The 16484-nt window shown below is 67.2% G+C and carries 21 protein-coding genes, 1 tRNA gene and 1 pseudogene; 18 read left to right on the top strand and 5 right to left on the bottom strand.

What is annotated here, in order from left to right; genetic code table 11:
* Both HNP84_RS42280 and HNP84_RS42275 read left to right on the top strand, forming a co-directional pair.
* Positions 1–86: pseudogene (locus HNP84_RS42280) on the top strand (IS5/IS1182 family transposase); the annotation flags it as partial.
* Positions 87–122: 36 nt separating this feature from the next.
* On the top strand, positions 123–788 hold the full coding sequence (locus HNP84_RS42275; protein ID WP_185055711.1) for a hypothetical protein: 666 nt from the start codon (positions 123–125) through the stop codon (positions 786–788).
* 169 nt (positions 789–957) lie between these two features.
* Here HNP84_RS42275 and HNP84_RS42270 read toward each other — a convergent pair whose 3' ends face one another.
* Both HNP84_RS42270 and HNP84_RS42265 read right to left on the bottom strand, forming a co-directional pair.
* Complete coding sequence (locus HNP84_RS42270; protein ID WP_185055710.1) at positions 958–1638, bottom strand: HAD family hydrolase; 681 nt, start codon at positions 1636–1638, stop codon at positions 958–960.
* Complete coding sequence (locus HNP84_RS42265) at positions 1635–2555, bottom strand: hypothetical protein (RefSeq protein WP_221337421.1); 921 nt, start codon at positions 2553–2555, stop codon at positions 1635–1637. Before HNP84_RS42265 ends, HNP84_RS42270 begins: the two co-directional genes overlap by 4 nt.
* A 334-nt stretch (positions 2556–2889) precedes the next feature.
* Here HNP84_RS42265 and HNP84_RS42260 point away from each other — a divergent pair, with 334 nt between their 5' ends.
* Both HNP84_RS42260 and HNP84_RS42255 read left to right on the top strand, forming a co-directional pair.
* Positions 2890–3234, top strand: coding sequence for a hypothetical protein (locus HNP84_RS42260; RefSeq protein ID WP_185055709.1), 345 nt, complete (start codon positions 2890–2892; stop codon positions 3232–3234).
* 17 nt (positions 3235–3251) lie between these two features.
* Positions 3252–3530, top strand: a complete 279-nt coding sequence (locus HNP84_RS42255; protein ID WP_185055708.1) for a hypothetical protein — start codon at positions 3252–3254, stop codon at positions 3528–3530.
* A gap of 49 nt (positions 3531–3579) precedes the next feature.
* On the opposite strand, the gene HNP84_RS42250 is transcribed toward HNP84_RS42255, so the two are convergent.
* Complete coding sequence (locus HNP84_RS42250; protein ID WP_185055707.1) at positions 3580–3744, bottom strand: hypothetical protein; 165 nt, start codon at positions 3742–3744, stop codon at positions 3580–3582.
* A gap of 81 nt (positions 3745–3825) precedes the next feature.
* Here HNP84_RS42250 and HNP84_RS42245 point away from each other — a divergent pair, with 81 nt between their 5' ends.
* From HNP84_RS42245 to HNP84_RS42200, 10 genes are all read left to right on the top strand, one after another.
* A complete protein-coding gene (locus HNP84_RS42245) occupies positions 3826–4035 on the top strand; it encodes a hypothetical protein (protein ID WP_185055706.1) in 210 nt (69 codons plus the stop codon).
* A gap of 269 nt (positions 4036–4304) precedes the next feature.
* On the top strand, positions 4305–5045 hold the full coding sequence (locus HNP84_RS42240; protein WP_185055705.1) for a GntR family transcriptional regulator: 741 nt from the start codon (positions 4305–4307) through the stop codon (positions 5043–5045).
* Between the two features lie 116 nt (positions 5046–5161).
* On the top strand, positions 5162–5572 hold the full coding sequence (locus tag HNP84_RS42235; protein WP_185055704.1) for a plasmid replication, integration and excision activator: 411 nt from the start codon (positions 5162–5164) through the stop codon (positions 5570–5572).
* Between the two features lie 32 nt (positions 5573–5604).
* A complete protein-coding gene (locus tag HNP84_RS42230) occupies positions 5605–5847 on the top strand; it encodes a hypothetical protein (RefSeq protein ID WP_185055703.1) in 243 nt (80 codons plus the stop codon).
* Positions 5844–6158 (top strand): hypothetical protein, encoded by a 315-nt coding sequence (locus HNP84_RS42225; RefSeq protein WP_185055702.1) that lies wholly within the window; start codon positions 5844–5846, stop codon positions 6156–6158. Before HNP84_RS42230 ends, HNP84_RS42225 begins: the two co-directional genes overlap by 4 nt.
* Before the next feature lie 82 nt (positions 6159–6240).
* Positions 6241–7668 (top strand): FtsK/SpoIIIE domain-containing protein, encoded by a 1428-nt coding sequence (locus HNP84_RS42220; protein WP_185055701.1) that lies wholly within the window; start codon positions 6241–6243, stop codon positions 7666–7668.
* The gene (locus HNP84_RS42215) at positions 7665–7814 is read left to right on the top strand and encodes a hypothetical protein (RefSeq protein ID WP_185055700.1); all 150 of its coding nucleotides are present in this window, start codon (positions 7665–7667) and stop codon (positions 7812–7814) included. The genes HNP84_RS42220 and HNP84_RS42215 overlap by 4 nt, the downstream gene beginning before the upstream one ends.
* Complete coding sequence (locus HNP84_RS42210) at positions 7811–9394, top strand: replication initiator (protein WP_246519335.1); 1584 nt, start codon at positions 7811–7813, stop codon at positions 9392–9394. Before HNP84_RS42215 ends, HNP84_RS42210 begins: the two co-directional genes overlap by 4 nt.
* 1 nt (position 9395) lies before the next feature.
* Entirely contained in the window at positions 9396–9602 is a 207-nt protein-coding gene (locus tag HNP84_RS42205; RefSeq protein ID WP_185055699.1) for a helix-turn-helix domain-containing protein, read from the top strand.
* On the top strand, positions 9602–10930 hold the full coding sequence (locus HNP84_RS42200; RefSeq protein ID WP_185055698.1) for a tyrosine-type recombinase/integrase: 1329 nt from the start codon (positions 9602–9604) through the stop codon (positions 10928–10930). Before HNP84_RS42205 ends, HNP84_RS42200 begins: the two co-directional genes overlap by 1 nt.
* A 101-nt stretch (positions 10931–11031) precedes the next feature.
* Here the strand turns inward: HNP84_RS42200 and HNP84_RS42195 are convergent.
* Positions 11032–11105, bottom strand: a tRNA-Gly gene (locus HNP84_RS42195).
* A gap of 89 nt (positions 11106–11194) precedes the next feature.
* Here HNP84_RS42195 and dcd point away from each other — a divergent pair.
* The 3 genes from dcd (at position 11195) to HNP84_RS42180 (ending at position 13576) form a co-directional block, all read left to right on the top strand.
* Positions 11195–11770, top strand: a complete 576-nt coding sequence (gene dcd, locus HNP84_RS42190; protein WP_185055697.1) for a dCTP deaminase — start codon at positions 11195–11197, stop codon at positions 11768–11770.
* A 174-nt stretch (positions 11771–11944) separates the two neighbouring features.
* Positions 11945–12562, top strand: a complete 618-nt coding sequence (locus HNP84_RS42185; RefSeq protein WP_185055696.1) for a DUF47 domain-containing protein — start codon at positions 11945–11947, stop codon at positions 12560–12562.
* Positions 12563–12577: 15 nt separating this feature from the next.
* A complete protein-coding gene (locus HNP84_RS42180) occupies positions 12578–13576 on the top strand; it encodes an inorganic phosphate transporter (RefSeq protein ID WP_185055695.1) in 999 nt (332 codons plus the stop codon).
* A gap of 21 nt (positions 13577–13597) precedes the next feature.
* Here HNP84_RS42180 and mshD read toward each other — a convergent pair whose 3' ends face one another.
* Positions 13598–14551, bottom strand: coding sequence for a mycothiol synthase (mshD, locus tag HNP84_RS42175; RefSeq protein ID WP_185055694.1), 954 nt, complete (start codon positions 14549–14551; stop codon positions 13598–13600).
* A 105-nt stretch (positions 14552–14656) separates the two neighbouring features.
* Between mshD and HNP84_RS42170 the strand changes: the two genes are divergently transcribed.
* The gene (locus HNP84_RS42170) at positions 14657–16366 is read left to right on the top strand and encodes a bifunctional metallophosphatase/5'-nucleotidase (RefSeq protein WP_185055693.1); all 1710 of its coding nucleotides are present in this window, start codon (positions 14657–14659) and stop codon (positions 16364–16366) included.
* Positions 16367–16484 lie beyond the last annotated feature (118 nt).

Below are 16484 nucleotides of genomic sequence, written 5' to 3'. Positions count from 1 at the left end.
TGCGCTGCTGCCCGCACCGCGCCACCACGATCGTGCAGGCCATCCTCGTCCTGCAGCTCATCGAAGAAGGTCGCTACTCAGGATGAAAAGTGCTCAATGATCGCCTTCAGGTGGAACCCTGAGTGATCCACAACCGTTTGCCTACTTGTCACCCCGGCAATGGCTACGGCGTAAGAGGTCGCATGGCGGCAGCAGAAGGCTTCCTCGAAGATCTGGGCCAGCTGATCATCAGCATGATCACCAGCATGATCAGCGACATCCCTGCCTGGGTTGTGCCCCTGGTGGGCTTGGGCGTGTTTCTCATGTTCGGCACTAATAAGATCGAGCGAGGCGATGTCATTGCCATCGCGGTTGCTGCACTTGGTCTTGCTGCGACGCTCTACCAAATTAAGGACGACGACGACCAGCGTCATAGCGCCTTCGCTGAAAGAATCTCCGGTGTTGCCTTTGATGTGGAGGGCGAGTCTGAGATCAAAGTGCGCAACGCCAACATGGTAGATGCCCAAGTGATTATCTTGATCCAGGCGTCGAGTGGTGATGATCATCCGAATCTTAGTGTGTGGATTCCTTCGTGTAGTGAGCTGACCGTCCGAGCAGCCACGATTCCTGGCCGCTGGATGCTCCTCGTCGAGAGGGGGAGTGATCAGTGGGTAACAGGTGCCAATGCACACAAGGCGTCATTTGATGTCTTCCGGGATTTTGGCAAAGCGGATGGCTATTGGACCTACCGCTTGTGGACGAGGGATGCAACTGGGACGATTGCTCCCGCCTCGAACTGCGGGGGATAGGAGTCTGCTTTCGGCGCGGCCCGAGAGCGGGCGCACGCGAGAACGGCCCCCAGGCCGCACGCGCAGCGTGCGGGCGGGCTCGGGCTGCGTGGCGGCGCGGAGCGCCGCCCTTGATCTATAAAAGGAGAATTCGGCAACGTTCGGTGCTCGGTGTGGGTCGCTGGGACGGCTATGGGATGAGCTGGGCCATGTCGTCGATGATGGCGTGGGCTCCGGCTTCGGCTAGGAGGTACTCCTTATCCGGGCGGTTGGCGTACCCGATGCTGGGGACTCCGGCCTTGATGGCGGCTTGGATGTCGGTGACGGAGTCGCCAATGAGGATGCAGCGGGAGGGATCGGCGTCGAGTCGCTTGATGGCCTCGGTGATGAGGTGCGAGTGCGGTTTGAGTAGGGCGGGGTCTTGGAACAAGGTCCGGGCTGAGACGGTGGCGAAGTAGTCCGACAGGCCGCGCTGGTCAAGGTAGAGCCTGATGGCGGCGTCGGAGTTGTTGCTGACCACGGCCAGTTGACAGCCGGATGTGTGGAACTGGTGGATTGCCGCGTCCGCATGAGGGGTGGGTGTGGCACGGAGTGCGGCTTGCAGTTCTAGGCCGCGTAGTCCTGCCTCAACGGTTTCGGCGACCATGGGGCCGGCGCTTGCCGCGTAGCGGAGAAGTTCCAACGGGTCGGTCTCGTACTCGATGTGCCTGGGGAGGGCGATTCCCAAAGGGCTGATGTAGTCGCGCAGGGCTGCCGCGACCTTGGGGGCGGGCAGGCCGGCGAAGATGCTGCAAATGGGGCCGTCGAAGTCGAGCAGTACGTGTGTGGCGTTGGCTAGCAGACGTTGCACGTCCGTGGGGCAGTGGGTCACCCGTTGTACTCCCGGCTGATGGTGTTCCATATCGAGTCGAACCAGAGGCGTGATTGCTTGATGTATTCGCGCCCGGCGTCGTTGTCGGTGGAGTGGTGGAACATCATGGCGTCTTTGCCCATGAGGTCGTAGATGGTGCGGCTCTCGCCGTTCACCTTCAGGTCGTACTCCGCTATCGGGTAGAAGCCGAAGAACGCGTGCTCGCCGTTGATGAGGTAGAGCTTGAACAGCGGTGCGACCTGGTGCAGGCGGATGCGTGCCGCCGCTTCCTTGACCGCTCCGCGTGCTGCCAACTCGTTGACGGAGTCGATGATGGCGGTGGCGTGGCGGCGCATGATCGTGTTGGCGCGGGCGCGGAAATCCGGGTCGTCGGTGAGGTCTTCGGCCTTGCAGGGCAGTGTCATGGGTTTGGACGTGTCGGGCAGTAGGAGCCGGATGGTGACGCTCTCGGGCTTGAGTTGCCCGTAACGGATCTTGTCCAAGGGCTCTTGGATGACGCCTTGCAGCGTCTCGCCAGAGAAGCCGGCGAAGTCGATGGACACGTGCTGACGCTCGAACGCGCGCTCCAGGTGGGGGCGCAGTCCTACCGGCGGGACTACGGCGGGCAGGGCCTCCGGCTGCTGCGGTGGACTGTGCTGAGGGCGGGCGCTGGTGATGTCCTCGGGGGCGGGGGCGAACAGGTCGTGGGCCGTCCAGCCGGGGAACATCGCTTCAAGGACGCGGCAGTGATCGGGGTAGGGCAGGCCCTTGATGGTGCCCGATAGCCAGCGGTGAAGCTGAGCGCGGCTGGGCCATGTCCGGACTAAGGCGGGATCGACTGTCTTCGCGGCCTTGTCGTATTCGCGTTGGAAAGTGCCGTATGCCTGCCAGTGGCGTTGTTGTAGCAAGACCTTCAGCAAGATCGGTCGCTCGCTCATCCTCGGCCCCTCGGCTCTGACTGGCCTGATCAGGCTACCGAGTATGACGAGAAAAGACGAGACGATGGCGAGACAAGAAGAAACACGGATGCAGTAGGCGCAACATCGCGATCACAGCGATGCGACATGGCACCTGGCCATGCTCGAAATATGGCTGAGCAGTGCGGTTCATGCGGTGGGCGGGGCTGGAAGTACGTCAGCGCGCGGCGCGCTCTCGTCGTGTCCGGCGCGAACGCCGATGGCGTCGGCGCATATCGGTTGCCGGAGAACTGCCTCACTTGTCAAGGCAGAGGAACCGTTCCGGCGGCTGCGGCTTAGGCGAATAATGGACATTTTGGAAGTCGTATTCCCCAGTCCGATACGGCCTAGGATTGCCATCACGGCTGAATACGCGGCGAAGCTGCTGCGTGTCCAGCTCGGCCGGCACGGCATCGCGGCCGATCTCCACATGGGGTGCGGCCTTGCCGTGGTTCTGGTGTCGGCGGACCTGACGGTGTGGACGAACGGCCGTTGGTTCCGCTGGCCGTCCGGGATGTGGACGTTGCAGGGGCGTCCGGTCTACGCCTTCTCACCGGTGGTCGACGTCGCCACAACGGCCGACCGCATCGCGGCTCAACGTCGGGGCGTCGCCTATCGCCCGTTCCCGTACACCTCGCCTGACGGTGGGGATGGGGTCTGATGGTGTGCTCTGCTCCCTTGGAAGCCGCGTTCCGGCTGCAACAGAGCCTTGTAGCTCGGGGGATCGCGGCCGATGTAAATGACGGCTACGGGCGCGCGGTCGTGTCGGTCTGGGCGGGCCTCACCGTGTGGACGGACGGCACGGCGTTTTGGTGGCGGAAGCGATGGAACCGCGAGCGTGAGCGCTACATCTACGCCGCGCATGCTGCCGACGATCCGGAGCGGGCCGCGCGTCGCGTCGCCTTCCGGTATGCCTACCTCCGCCGGAATGGGGGCGGCTGTGGTTGCCAGCACTGATAGGGATGCCGAACCTTCCTCGGCACCTACTCGGTTCGGCCCCGGCGATCTAGTGGAGATCAGCGGTTTCGATCAGCGCGATCCTCGTGGGTACGGCCGGTTGATCGGGAGAGTCGGGCAGGTGGTCATGGCCTTCGCTGACGCGTCCATGGTCCGGGTTGAGCTTGAGGCCGATCGGCCGTCGCGCAGGACGGTTGTCGATCTCCCTGTTCATGCCCTGGCTCGGCTGTCCCCGCCGACGCCGCCGTCTCGACGGGTGAGTGAGCGCGGGCCGCGTGCGGGTGATCGGGTCACTGTGGTCGATTTGCTGCACAGTCATGGCCGTCTACAGCCATACGCGAGCGTGCTCATCGGCGCGGCCGGGACCGTCGAACGTCTGACGGGTCGTCCGGGCTTCGTGCTGGTACGGCTGCACATCGGTGATGAGCTGATGGACGGTGCCCGTAGAGCGGTCATGCATGTCGATGATCTGCGGGTCTGCGGCGGCGGTGATTCCGCCACCTGAGCACTCCTGGGGGCGGCGGTGCCTGGCGCGGTCTGCCGCCTCCGGGAGGTCCAATTTCCCATCGAGAGGAGAACCGATGGTCTGAGTCCTCCATCAATTCGCGGACGTTGCGCCCCGCAAGAGCCCGGAACCCTGCTCTTCCCCACCAGGGTGCTCTTGCGGGGTCATGCCGTTTCCGGGGGTGCGCGAGTTGGCCGCGCAACAAGGAGGAGACAGACGAGACATCCCTCGATAGACTGCACGACAAGTCGAGTTATTGGGATGTCGTCATGTCGTCTTCGTTCGGTGAAGAGTTCGCTCCTCCGAAGTATGCGCAGATCGTACAAGCCATCCGCGCCAGGATCGCGGACGGGACCTATCCGCCGGGCTCGCTCCTGCCCTCGGAGACGCAGCTCATCCGCGAGTTCCGGGTCAGCCGGCCTACGGTCGTGCGGGCGCTTCAGGTCCTTCAGCTTCGTGGTGTGATCGACCGGGAGCACGGTAAGGGCTCCTTTGTCCGCTCCACGCCCCCGACCCCGGAGGTAGGCGCATCGCGGCCGGGCCGGGCCGTGCTCGATCGCTCGGAGGCGAACGAGGGCGGCTCCCTGGTGGAAGCGCGACAGACCCCGGCGCCGGCGCATGTGGCCGCGCTCCTGGGCGTGGCGGACAAGACGCCGGTTGCGATGCGGCGCCTCGTGTTCAGTGATGGCGAGCGCCCCTCTGAGCTGGTGACCATCTGGAGCACTCTGGAAGTCGCGGACGGGTCGGACCTGATCCTGCCTGACCTGCTCGACGTCGGTGTGCGGCACCATCTTCAAGCGGCGAAGGACATTCGGCTGGCGCATGTCGTCGAACGGCTTGCCGCACGTCACCCCAACGCCCAAGAGGCGAAGCTCCTAGGCGTGCCCAAGTCCGCGGCTGTACTCGGTTTGGTCTCCAGCGTCTTCAACGGTTCGGGGGGGCCGGTTCTGGTGGTGGAGCTGGTGCTTCCCGGCGAGTTGCACGAACTGGAGGACGCGTACTCGCTGTGATGTGACTTAGATCACAATACACACTCGGAAACTCGTATTGTCGAGTTGAGGGGTGGGGGTTATCTTCGAGACAGCTCGACAATACGAGTTGTCGACAAGATGACAGGAGTCTCAGCATGGCACTGCAAGGACCGATCCCGGTCACCTACGAGATGCTGTTCCCCTACGGCTGCTACGTCGTGGGAGAGGTCGAGCCGGTCAAGGACTTCGACGCCTCGACCAACGGCCGGTTCGTCCAGGCGCGCGACAAGCACGCGGGCGAACTCGTGTGGCAGGTCGCCGTCATGGACGCCGACCCGACGCTCAAGCCCGCGCAGAAGACGGTTTCCGTCAAGATCCTTGCCCCGCAGCAGCCGGTGCCGCCGGCCCCGATGCCGGGTCTGCCGTTCACGCCCGTCGAGTTCGACCACATCACCGTCACCCCGTACGTCAACCAGGCCGGACGCCTGGCCTACTCCATCCGGGTCCGCGAGATGCGCGCACCGCGCACCGTCAAGCACGCGGCCACCACCAAGGACGCGGCCTGATGGGGCGGCGGTGGCGGGCTCGGCCGACGAGCGTGATCACCTTAACCACCGGTCGTGAGGCACGCGCGACCAACCACCGCTACCCGTATCGGGCTCCGGTGCTGGTGCTCGACTTCGGGCCGACTTCGGTCCTGGTCACCACGTCGCCGGACGGTGAGGTGACGGCGCAGGATGTGGAGTTCGCGCGTCAGCTCGCGGGGGAGGCGTACCGGTTCGCCCGTGAGGTCGAGCGGCGGCACTCCCCGGCGGCCAATCCGCGTAGGGCTGCGGCATGAGCGATCACAAGCCGTACACCTACGTGACGGTGTCGCTCGCTCCCGACAAAGCGCCTCGCGTCAGCGTCGCCTTCCACACCCCGGATGTGGACGTACACGCATGGGTGCTGAATGGGCGGCGTCCCTGCCTCGACCTCAACACCCGTGAGGCGAACGTGTCCATCTCCACCACGGGTGGCGGCGATGGGGTCACGGAACAAGACCTGGCCCTTGCCCGCGAGATCTTCAGCGCTGCCGCCCGCTACCTGGCCGACTGCGAGCGGCTGCACTCCCAGACCTCGGCCGAGAACGCCGCAAGCGATGCGGCCTGACCTGCTCGACGGGGCCGCCGGCCCGCACCCTCCGGCGGCCCCTCCATCTCCCTGCACGTCGATCACGAGAGGCATCGCGCCCATGTTCAAGAAGCTCCCTGGTGACGAGACCCGCAAGCTCGTCTCCACCACGCCCGACACGGCTGTGGTCTTCCGCCCGGTCGTCGTCCAGACCCCCGCCATCGTCACCATCGTGATCCTCGCCTGGCGCGTCTTGGCGGGGCTCGTCCGCACGGTCATCGTGCATCCCGTCGCGGTCGCGGCGCTCGTCGTACCGGTGACGCTCACGCTCCTGTACGGCTGGCGCGTCGCGCTGATCGTCTCCACCGTGCTGGCGTCGCTGCTGATCGGCTGGTACCTCGGTGACCGGGAGTCCTTCACCTCCTGCGTTGGGTGGCGGCTGCTGGCCTTCTGGCGGCGCATCTGGATCTACCGGCGGCACTGGCAGCCGGTAATGGTCATCTCCGGCCTGGGGCGGCATCTTCGGGGCCGGGACTACCTTCCCCGGCTCGTCCGTGTCGAGTGCGACAGCTCGGCCGACCGTGTCACGGTCCGGATGCTCTCCGGTCAGGCCGTTAAGGACTGGACCGACCGGGCCGATCACCTGGCGCACGGCTTCGGCGCTCCGGCCTGCCGGGTCACGATCGCGCGGGCCGGGCGGCTGGTGCTCACCTTCCCGCGCAGTGACCCGCTCGCCACCCCTCTGCCCGCCGTGCCCGTGCCCGCTTCGGCGGACGTGGGGCCGGTTGAGATCGGGCGATGTGAGGACGGTACGCCGTGGCGACTCAAGGTCCACGGGACACACGTCCTGGTGGCCGGGGCGACCGGGGCTGGCAAGGGCTCGGTCATCTGGTCCACTGTCCGCGCCCTGTTGCCCGCCGTACGGGCCGGGCTGGTCGAGTTGTGGGCGCTGGACCCCAAGCTCATGGAACTGTCCTACGGCCGTGAGTTGTTCGGCCACCGGTACGCCGCAACGCCGGAAGAGTGTGCGGATCTGCTGGATGAGGCGGTCAGCGTCATGCAGAAGCGGGCCGCGCGGTTCGCGGGCGTGCGTCGCTCGCACGTTCCGACCGTGGATGACCCGTTCGTGCTGGTGATCGTCGATGAGGTGGCGTTCCTGACCGCCTATCAGCCGGATCGGGCGTTGCGGCAGCGGATCACGGCCGCGCTGGCCACGCTCACTACTCAGGGGCGCGCGGTAGGCGTTGGTGTCCTGGCGGCGCTCCAGGACCCGCGCAAGGAGGTCATGAACATCCGCAACCTGTTCCCCGACAAGATCGCGCTGCGGCTCGATGAGTCGGAACAGGTTGACATGGTTCTCGGCGACGGCGCGCGGGATCGGGGGGCGCACGCCGATCTGATCTCTCCTCGGCCGGAGCTGGGCGCGGGCGTCGGCTACGTCCGACTGGAGACCTCTCCCGAACCGGTACGGGTTCGCGCGGCCTACGTCTCCGATACCGACATTCGCGCCATGGTCGCCGCGCGGGCGGACTGGGGTGAGGCCGCGTGACGCTGGCGCACTTCCTCGATGGTCTACGGTGCGCCTGCTGCGGCGCGCTGAACATGCTCTGGCTGGACCCGCTGCGGGGCCTGGTCGAGTGCCGCGAGTGTGGACAGTCGGCGCTCGCCTTCCCCGAGATCGGGGAGGCGCAATGATCGTCAAGCACCTTCCGCCCGCCGCCCGTCAGGTCGTTGAGGCGGTGGCCGTACAGAACGGCGTGTGCGTCCGTCCGATCCCGCTCAAGAAGATCGACCTGACCACGGGCAAGGTCGAGAACGTTGACGTCCCATGCGGCGCGACCCTGGCGAGCAAGTGCCCGAGCTGCGCCACGCGCAACCGGCAGCTTCGCATGGTCCAATGCCGGGAGGGCTGGCACGTCGAACACGAGCCGGTGACCGTCCAAGACGAGCCGAATGCCCGACAGCGCGGCCTGGTCCAGCAGCGGGCCGACCTGCAAGCCGCCCGCGACCGGGCCGCTCGTGACGGCGCACCGACCGGTGACCTAGACGCTGTGATCGCGGATGTGGACCGCGAGATTCGGGCGGCCGGGGTGCGCGGGGTTGTGCTGCCGGATGCCAAGCCGAAGCGGTCGCGCTCGACCCGTCGGCGGCAGGACGCGCCCGACCTGCCCAAGCGGCCCCGCGAACGGCGCACGGTCGGCCGGGTCTACTCCACACCAGATGGGGCGGCCTACCGGCCGTCGTTGTTCGTCACGCTCACCCTGCCCAGTTACGGCAAGGTGCGCCCGGACGGCACGCCCGTCGATCCTGACGCCTACGACTACGTACGGGCCGCGCGGGATGCGCTGCACTTCTCCAAGCTCGTGGATCGGTTCGTGCAGAACGTCCGCCGTGTGGCGGGCTATGACGTGCAGTACTTCGCGAGTGTCGAACCACAGCGGCGGCTCGCTCCGCATCTGCACATGGCCGTACGCGGGATGCTGCCCCGCGCAGAGGTCCGGGCCGTCGTCGCGGCGACCTACCACCAGGTGTGGTGGCCGCCGGTCGGCGAACCGCGGTTCGAGGGCGAGAACCTGCCGGAGTGGTGCGACGGGGTCGGCTACGTCGATCCGACTTCGGGCGAGGTCCTTCGCACCTGGGATGAAGCGCTCGATGACCTGGGAGACGAGCCGTTGCACGTGCTGCGGTTCGGGCCGCAGATGAACGTACAGAGCGTGCTCGCCGGTACCAAGGACGCCGACACCTGCATCGGCTACATCGGCAAGTACCTGACCAAGTCGATCGCCGAGTGCCACACTCCGGCCACTGACGCGCAGCGCCGTCATGTGCGGCGGCTGGCCGATGCGCTGCGGTACGAGCCGTGTTCCCCGGCTTGCGCGAACTGGCTGCGCTATGGCGTGCAGCCCAAGAACGCCAAGCCGGGCATGCGGCCGGGCGGGTGCCGGTCCAAGGCGCACAAGTCCGAACACCTCGGCTACGCGGGCCGGCGGGTGCTGGTCTCGCGTAAGTGGTCCGGCAAGACCCTGGGCGAACATCGGCATGATCGGCGGGCCTGGGTGCTGGAAGCGCTCGGCCTGACCGACGAGCACGCCGACCCCGGCCGGTACGCCTGGCGTCCCGTACCGGCCGGTGATCCGGATCTGTTGCCGCTGGCTCATCGCCTGCTCAAGGAGATCTCCAGGCGGCAGCAATGGCGTACAGCACTGCGCCTGGCCGAAGCACGGGCGAGCGGTCAACCAGTCCAAGATCTTTCGGCAATCGGCAAGGCGGCCTGAGATGGACCCGCTGTTGACGGTCCCTGAGGCGGCCGAACTGCTGCACACCTCCGAGCGCTTCGTGCGTCGCCTGATCGCCGAACGCCGGATCGAGTTCGTGAAAGTCGGACGCCATGTCCGCATCCGTGAGTCCGCACTGATCGCCTTCGTCGTCGCGGGCACGGTCCCGCCGCTTACGACCGACAACGTCACTGGGAGGGCGGCCTGATGGCCAACAAGGACGGTCACCGACGTTTCGGCAACATCCGCAAGCGTGAGTCCGGCCGGTATCAGATCCGGTATCCCGGACCGGACGGGCGGATGCGTACCGGCACGGAGACCTACGAGCGTAAGTCCGATGCCGAACGGGCGCTGTCCCTCATCGAAGCGCAGATCATCAAGGGGGAGTGGACCGACCCCGAGCGCGGGAAGATCAAGCTCAAGGACTACGCCGAGACCTGGATAGCAGAGCGTCCGGGGCTTCGTCCTCGGACGGTCGATCTTTATCGCTGGCTGCTCAAGAAGCACATCGTGCCGTATCTCGGCAACGCGGCCGTGGCCAAGATCTCCACCGCGATGGTCCGGCAGTGGCGGGCTGATCTCCTCGGCAATGGCGTCTCGGTGAGCATGGCGGCCAAGGCGTACCGGTTGCTGCGGGCCGTGCTCATGACGGCGGCTGACGATCAGGTCATCCCGCGTAACCCGTGCCGGATTCGCGGGGCCGGCGACGAGCATGCGCAGGAACGCCCGGTGCTCACGGTGGCCCAGGTCTTCGAGCTGGCGGATCGGGTCGGCCGTCGTCCGATCGGCAACGTCCGCAAGGTCAAGAACGGGGCCTACCGGTTGCGCTTCCAACGGCATGGCGAGATGCGCACGCACCCTGAGGTCTTCGCCACGCGAGGTGAGGCGGACCGCGCGCTGTGGAAGATGGGGATGGACGGGCGGGGCGACTGCACTCACGATCGCCGGTTCCGCGCCCTGGTGCTCCTGGCGACCTTCGCAAGCCTGCGGTGGGGTGAGGTGAGCGCGTTACGCCGTGCGGACGTCGATCTCGATGCCCGGACGGTTCGCGTGCGCGTGGCCTTCGTGGAGCGGTCGAGTGGTGGACTGGTGCTCGGCCCGCCCAAGTCCAGGGCCGGGCGGCGGACGGTCGGCATCCCGCAGGCCATCGTGCCGGCGCTTCGGGAGCACATGGAGACCTACGTCAAGGACGAACCGGGGGCGCTCATGTTCCCCGGAGCCAAGGGAGGGCCGTTGCGCCGTAGCGGGTTCAACACCCGTACGCGGTGGGTGGATGTCGTCACGGAGATGGGCCTCTCCGGTCTGCACTTCCATGATCTCCGGCATACCGGCAACATGCTTGCCGCCGAGTCGGGCGTCGGGCTCAAGGATCTGATGGCGCGGATGGGGCATGACAACGTACGAGCCGCGATGATCTACCAGCACGCCGTACGCGGCGCCGATCATGTGATCACTGACGCGATCGACAAGCACATCGGCGGGCGGGACGATGAGGGTGACGACGGGACGGCTGGGGTGCTGGTGCCAACAGCATGATCAAGAGCTAATGGCCCGTTAATGGCCCACGAAGATCCACAAACCCTAGGAACGATCAAGGCCCAGGTAGGGAAACCATCCCTGACCTGGGCTTTCGTGTGTGGAGCGGGTGACGGGAATCGAACCCGCGCTGTCAGCTTGGGAAGCTGATGTTCTGCCATTGAACTACACCCGCGCGATCTGCGTCGCGAGGACTACTGTAGCGGAAAGTTGAGGGTGGTGGGCGACTAAGGGTGGACGGCGTGGACGCGGTAGGTTGCCCACGTGCTGCTTTCGGATGGGGACATTCTCGCGGAGATCGAGGCTGGGCGGGTTCGGCTGGATCCGTTCGATCCGGTGATGGTGCAGCCGTCCAGTGTGGATGTGCGGCTGGATCGGTACTTCAGGGTGTTCGAGAACCATCGGTACCCGCACATCGATCCCGCGGTGGAGCAGCCGGATCTGACGCGGCTGGTGGAGCCCGAGGGGGATGAACCGTTCATACTGCATCCGGGGGAGTTCGTGCTGGCGTCCACCTATGAGGTGATCAGCCTGCCGGACGACATCGCGTCGCGGTTGGAGGGGAAGTCGAGTCTGGGGCGGCTGGGGTTGCTGACGCATTCGACGGCGGGGTTCATCGATCCGGGGTTCGAGGGGCATGTGACGCTGGAGTTGTCGAACGTCGCGACGTTGCCGATCAAGTTGTGGCCGGGGATGAAGATCGGGCAGTTGTGTATGTTCCGGTTGAGTTCGCCGGCGCGGGAGCCGTACGGGTCGGAGAAGTATGGGTCGCGGTATCAGGGGCAGCGGGGGCCTACGCCGTCGCGGTCCTTCCTGAACTTTCACCGGACCCGGATCTGAGGAGGGTTGCGGCCGCCCGGAAGAGGGACAGGCGGGCGGTGTCAAGGATCAATCGGAGGGTAGCGACAAGAAGAAGAGTGGGTGACATGCGGGTATGTGGGCGATGAAGTTCGCATTTCCGCTGGTTGCCCGTACCCTTCTCTGCGGACCATCCCCGCACATCTGGAGTACGACGTGCGTCTGCGTCTCACGCCTCGTGAGGACAGCTACTACGACCTGTTCGCGGACTCGGCGAACAACCTCGTCACCGCGTCCCGCCTGCTGGTCGAGATCATCAGTGACGGATCCGACAGGGAGGCGCTCGCGGAGAAGATGCGCGCCTGCGAGCACGCGGGCGACGAGCGTACACACGCGATCATGAAGCGGCTCAATGAGAGCTTCGTCACCCCCTTCGACCGGGAGGACATCTACCGGCTCGCCTCCAACCTCGACGACGTCATGGACTACATGGAGGCGGCGGCGGATCTCATCGTCCTGTACCAGATCGACCACCTGCCCAAGGAGGTCATCCGGCAGGTCGAGGTGCTGGAGCGGGCGTCGGAGCTGACCGCGGAGGCGATGCCGCGGCTGCGGTCCATGCGCAACCTCAACGAGTACTGGATCGAGATCAACCGGCTGGAGAACCAGGGCGACCAGATCTACCGGCGGCTGCTCGCCAAGTTGTTCGGCGGCGAGTACGACGCGCTGAACGTCCTGAAGATGAAGGAGGTCATCGACCAGCTTGAGATGGCCGCCGACGCGTTCGAGCACGTGGCCAACACGATCGAGTCGATCGCGGTCAAGGAAAGCTAGGGTCGGGAACGCGAAGTGGAGCTCGCACTCGTCATCGGCGTGATCGTCGTGGCGCTGGTCTTCGACTACACCAACGGCTTTCACGATGCCGCGAACGCCATCGCGACGTCGGTGTCCACCCGGGCGCTGACGCCGCGGGCGGCGCTGTTCATGGCGGCGGCGATGAACTTCCTGGGCGCGCACCTGGGCCAGGAGGTCGCCCAGACGGTGGGCGGCGGCATCATCGACCCGCCCGACGGCGTGCACGGCCTGGTGATCGTCGGGTCGGGCCTCATCGGCGCGATCACCTGGAACATCATCACCTGGTACTTCGGTCTGCCCTCCTCCAGCAGCCACGCGCTCATCGGCGGTCTCGTCGGCTCGGCCCTGGCGGCTTCGGCGGTCGTCCACTGGGACGGGGTCGTCGAGAAGGTCGTGATCCCGATGATCCTGTCGCCGCTCATCGGCTTCCTCCTGGGCGCGATCATCATGATAGCGATCTTCTGGATATTCCGCCGGTCGCAACCGGCGAAGACCAACCGCGGATTCCGGTACGCCCAGACCGTCAGCGCCGCCGCCATGGCGCTGGGGCACGGTCTTCAGGACGCCCAGAAGACCATGGGGGTCATCTTCCTGGCGCTGATGGTCGGGGGACATGTCCAGCCCGGCGATGAGATCCCGCAGTGGGTGATCCTGGCCGCGGCCACCGCGATCTCCCTCGGCACGTACGCCGGCGGCTGGCGGATCATGCGTACGCTCGGCCGGCGGATCATCGCGCTCGACCCGCCGCAGGGGTTCGCGGCCGAGAGCGCGGCGGCGACGGTCCTGTACGGCGCCGCGATGGGGTTCGGGGCGCCGATCTCCACCACGCACACCATCACCAGCGCGATCATGGGCGTGGGCGCGACCAAGCGGCTGTCGGCCGTGCGGTGGGGGGTCGCGGGGAACATCGTCACGGCGTGGGTGCTGACGATCCCGGCCTCGGGGCTGGTGGCGGCCGTCGCCTACCTGTTGTTCCACCTGGTTCTGGAGTGAGTCCCCTGCCGGCTCTGGGCGTCACTCGCCGGCTCGGTACATCACGTCGGTGTCCCAGCGTGTGAAGCCGAGGCCCTGGTAGAGGCGGATCGCGGGGGTGTTGGCCTCGTCCACGTACAGCATGACCTGGGCGAGGCCGCGGTCGCGCAGGTGGTGCAGGCCGGCCAGGGTGAGGGCCTTGCCCAGGCCGGTGCCCTGCTGCGCGGGGTCCACGCCCACCACGTAGACCTCGCCCAGCGGCTCGTGGCCGTGGCCGCTGCCCTCGGCGCCGTGGACCTTGGTCCAGTGGAAGCCGAGCAGGGCCGGCTCCTGTCCGTCCGCGGCGGGCGGTTCCGGTACGGCCAGGAAGAAGCCCTCCGGGTCGAACCACGGTTCCTGTTCGCGGCGCTTGAGGTCCTCCAGGGTCCAGGCGCCCTGTTCCGGGTGATCGGCGAAGGCGCGGGCGTTCAGGGTCACCCAGGCGTCCTCGTCGGCGCCGACGCGGAACGTGCGCAGGCGTACGCCCGGCGGCAGTTCGTACGCCGGCAGCGGTGCGGCCTCGGGGCCGGTCAGGGGACGGCGCATCTGCCACAGGGAGCGTACGCGCTCGAAGCCGAGCGAGTGGGCCAGCCGTTCGGCGGCGGGGTGGCCGCCGTGGGCCCACAGGCGGAGCCGGCCCCCGGTGTGCTCCAGGACCGCGCGGGCGAGGGCGGTGCCGAGGCCGCGGCCGCGGTAGGCCGGGTGCACGACCAGTTCGCCGCTGGGGCCCTCGACGGCGTCGGTGGGATCGACGTGCGCGTACGCCGCCGGTGTGCCGTCCTCGGCGTACAGCAGGGCCGAGCGCGCCTGCTCGTCCCCGCCGTAGCGCAGATGCAGCATCGCGTGCTCGTTGACCGGCCGTACGCCGTCCGCCGCGGTCGCCGCCTCGACGATCTCCATCACCGCCGCGACCTCGGTCGCGGTCAGCCTGCCCTTGTAGTCCACGCGCGCGCTCATGAAGCGAAGCCTAGGTGTACTGGCAAAACCCGCCAGCTTCCGGGGGGTGGAATCGTAACCTGTGGCACATTTCTCAAATAGACGCGGACCCTAGTGTCGGTGAGCATGACGCCACGATTAAACAAGCGGCTCGTCCTCGCCGCTCTGGCGGCGGCCACCGGTGTCGCCGTCGCGGTCGGTCCCCCCGCAGCGGCCGGCCAGTCCGGCGCCTCGGGCACCGCCGGCAGGCCCGCCAAGACCGTCCCCGTCCGGCTCATCGCCGTCAACGACTTCCACGGCAACCTCGAACCGCCCACCGGGTCGAGCGGGCGCATCGTCGATGAGACCGGCACGACGGTGGACGCCGGCGGCGCCGCGTACATGGCGACGCACATCAAGCAGATGGCCGACGCGAACACCACGCTCGTCGCGGCCGGCGACCTGATCGGCGCGACGCCGCTGATCTCGGCCGCGTACCACGACGAGCCCACCGTCGAGCTGCTCGGCAAGCTCGGCCTGGAGGTCTCCGCCGTGGGCAACCACGAGTTCGACGAGGGCTACAAGGAGCTCCTGCGCATCATGAAGGGCGGCTGCCACCCGGTGGACGGCTGCTCGCCCGCGGGGAAGTGGCGGGGCGCCGAGTACGACTACCTGGGCGCCAACGTCCGGTTCAAGAAGGCGCCCGAGGTCCCGGCCATCGCCCCCTTCAGCGTCAAGAGGATCAACGGCGTCAAGGTGGGCTTCATCGGCCTGGTCACCGCGACCACCCCGTCGATCGTGACCGCCGAGGGCATCAAGGACCTCACCTTCGTGGAGGAGGTCGCGGCGGCGAACCGGGCGTCCAAGGCGCTCCGGGCGCTGGGGGTCAAGGCCCAGGTCGTGCTGGTGCACGAGGGCGACCAGATCAACGCGGGGCAGAGCCCGGACGCGTGCTCGGTGGTCCCGGGCGCGGGCAGCCGGATCGCCCAGGGCGTCACCCCGGAGATCGACCTGGTGATCATGGGGCACTCGCACCAGGCGTACATCTGCAAGGTCAAGGACCCGGCCGGCCAGGACCGGTACGTGACCCAGGGCTCCTCGTTCGGCCGGGTGCTGACCCAGTTCGACTTCCAGGTGGACAAGCGCACGGGTGACGTCGTCCGCTCCTCGGTGGTCGCGGACAACAGGGTCGTCACGCGCAACGTGACCCCGGACCCGGAGATCGCGGCGTTCGTGCAGACCTGGAAGGACCGCGTCGCGGAGGTCGCCAACCGTCAGATCGGCACGATCACCGCCGACATCACCCGTACGCCCGCCGCCTCCGGTGAGACGCCGCTGGGCAACCTGATCGCCGACGCGCAGCTCGAAGCGACCACGACGGGCGGCAACGCCCAGGTCGCGCTGATGAACCCGGGCGGCGTGCGCGCCGACCTGACGTTCGGGACCGACAACGGCGTCGTGACGTACGGCGAGGCGTTCACGGTGCAGCCGTTCAACAACCTGATGCAGGTGGTGACGCTCACCGGGGCGCAGCTCGACGCGCTGCTGGAGCAGCAGTACCAGGTCAACCGGGTCCTGGCGCCCTCGGCCTCGCTGACCTACACGGTCAGCGCCTCGGCGGCGGTGGGCTCCAAGGTGTCGGACATCAAGATCAACGGTACGCCGGTGACGGAGACCCAGCAGATCAGGGTGGCCGCGAACAACTTCCTGGTCGGCGGCGGCGACGGCTTCACGGTCTTCACCCAGGGGACCGACCTGTGGAGCGGGCCGCTCGACATCGACGCGTTCGTGGCGTACTTCGGGGCGCACTCGCCGGTGGCGCCCCCGGCGACGAACAGGATCACGGTCGCGCCGTGACCGGGTGACCGACGAGAACGGCGAGAACGACGAGAACGACGAGGCCGGCCCTCATCGCGGGGCCGGCCTTCTCGTCGGTGGCGCGCGCCGTGCGCCTCGTTGGTGGCGCGTCTCGTCG

It is taken from the genome of Thermocatellispora tengchongensis (assembly GCF_014202315.1).
Lineage (GTDB): Bacteria > Actinomycetota > Actinomycetes > Streptosporangiales > Streptosporangiaceae > Thermocatellispora > Thermocatellispora tengchongensis.
The sequence above is the reverse complement of the archived record's forward strand: the minus strand, read 5'-3'. Positions and strand labels throughout refer to the sequence as shown.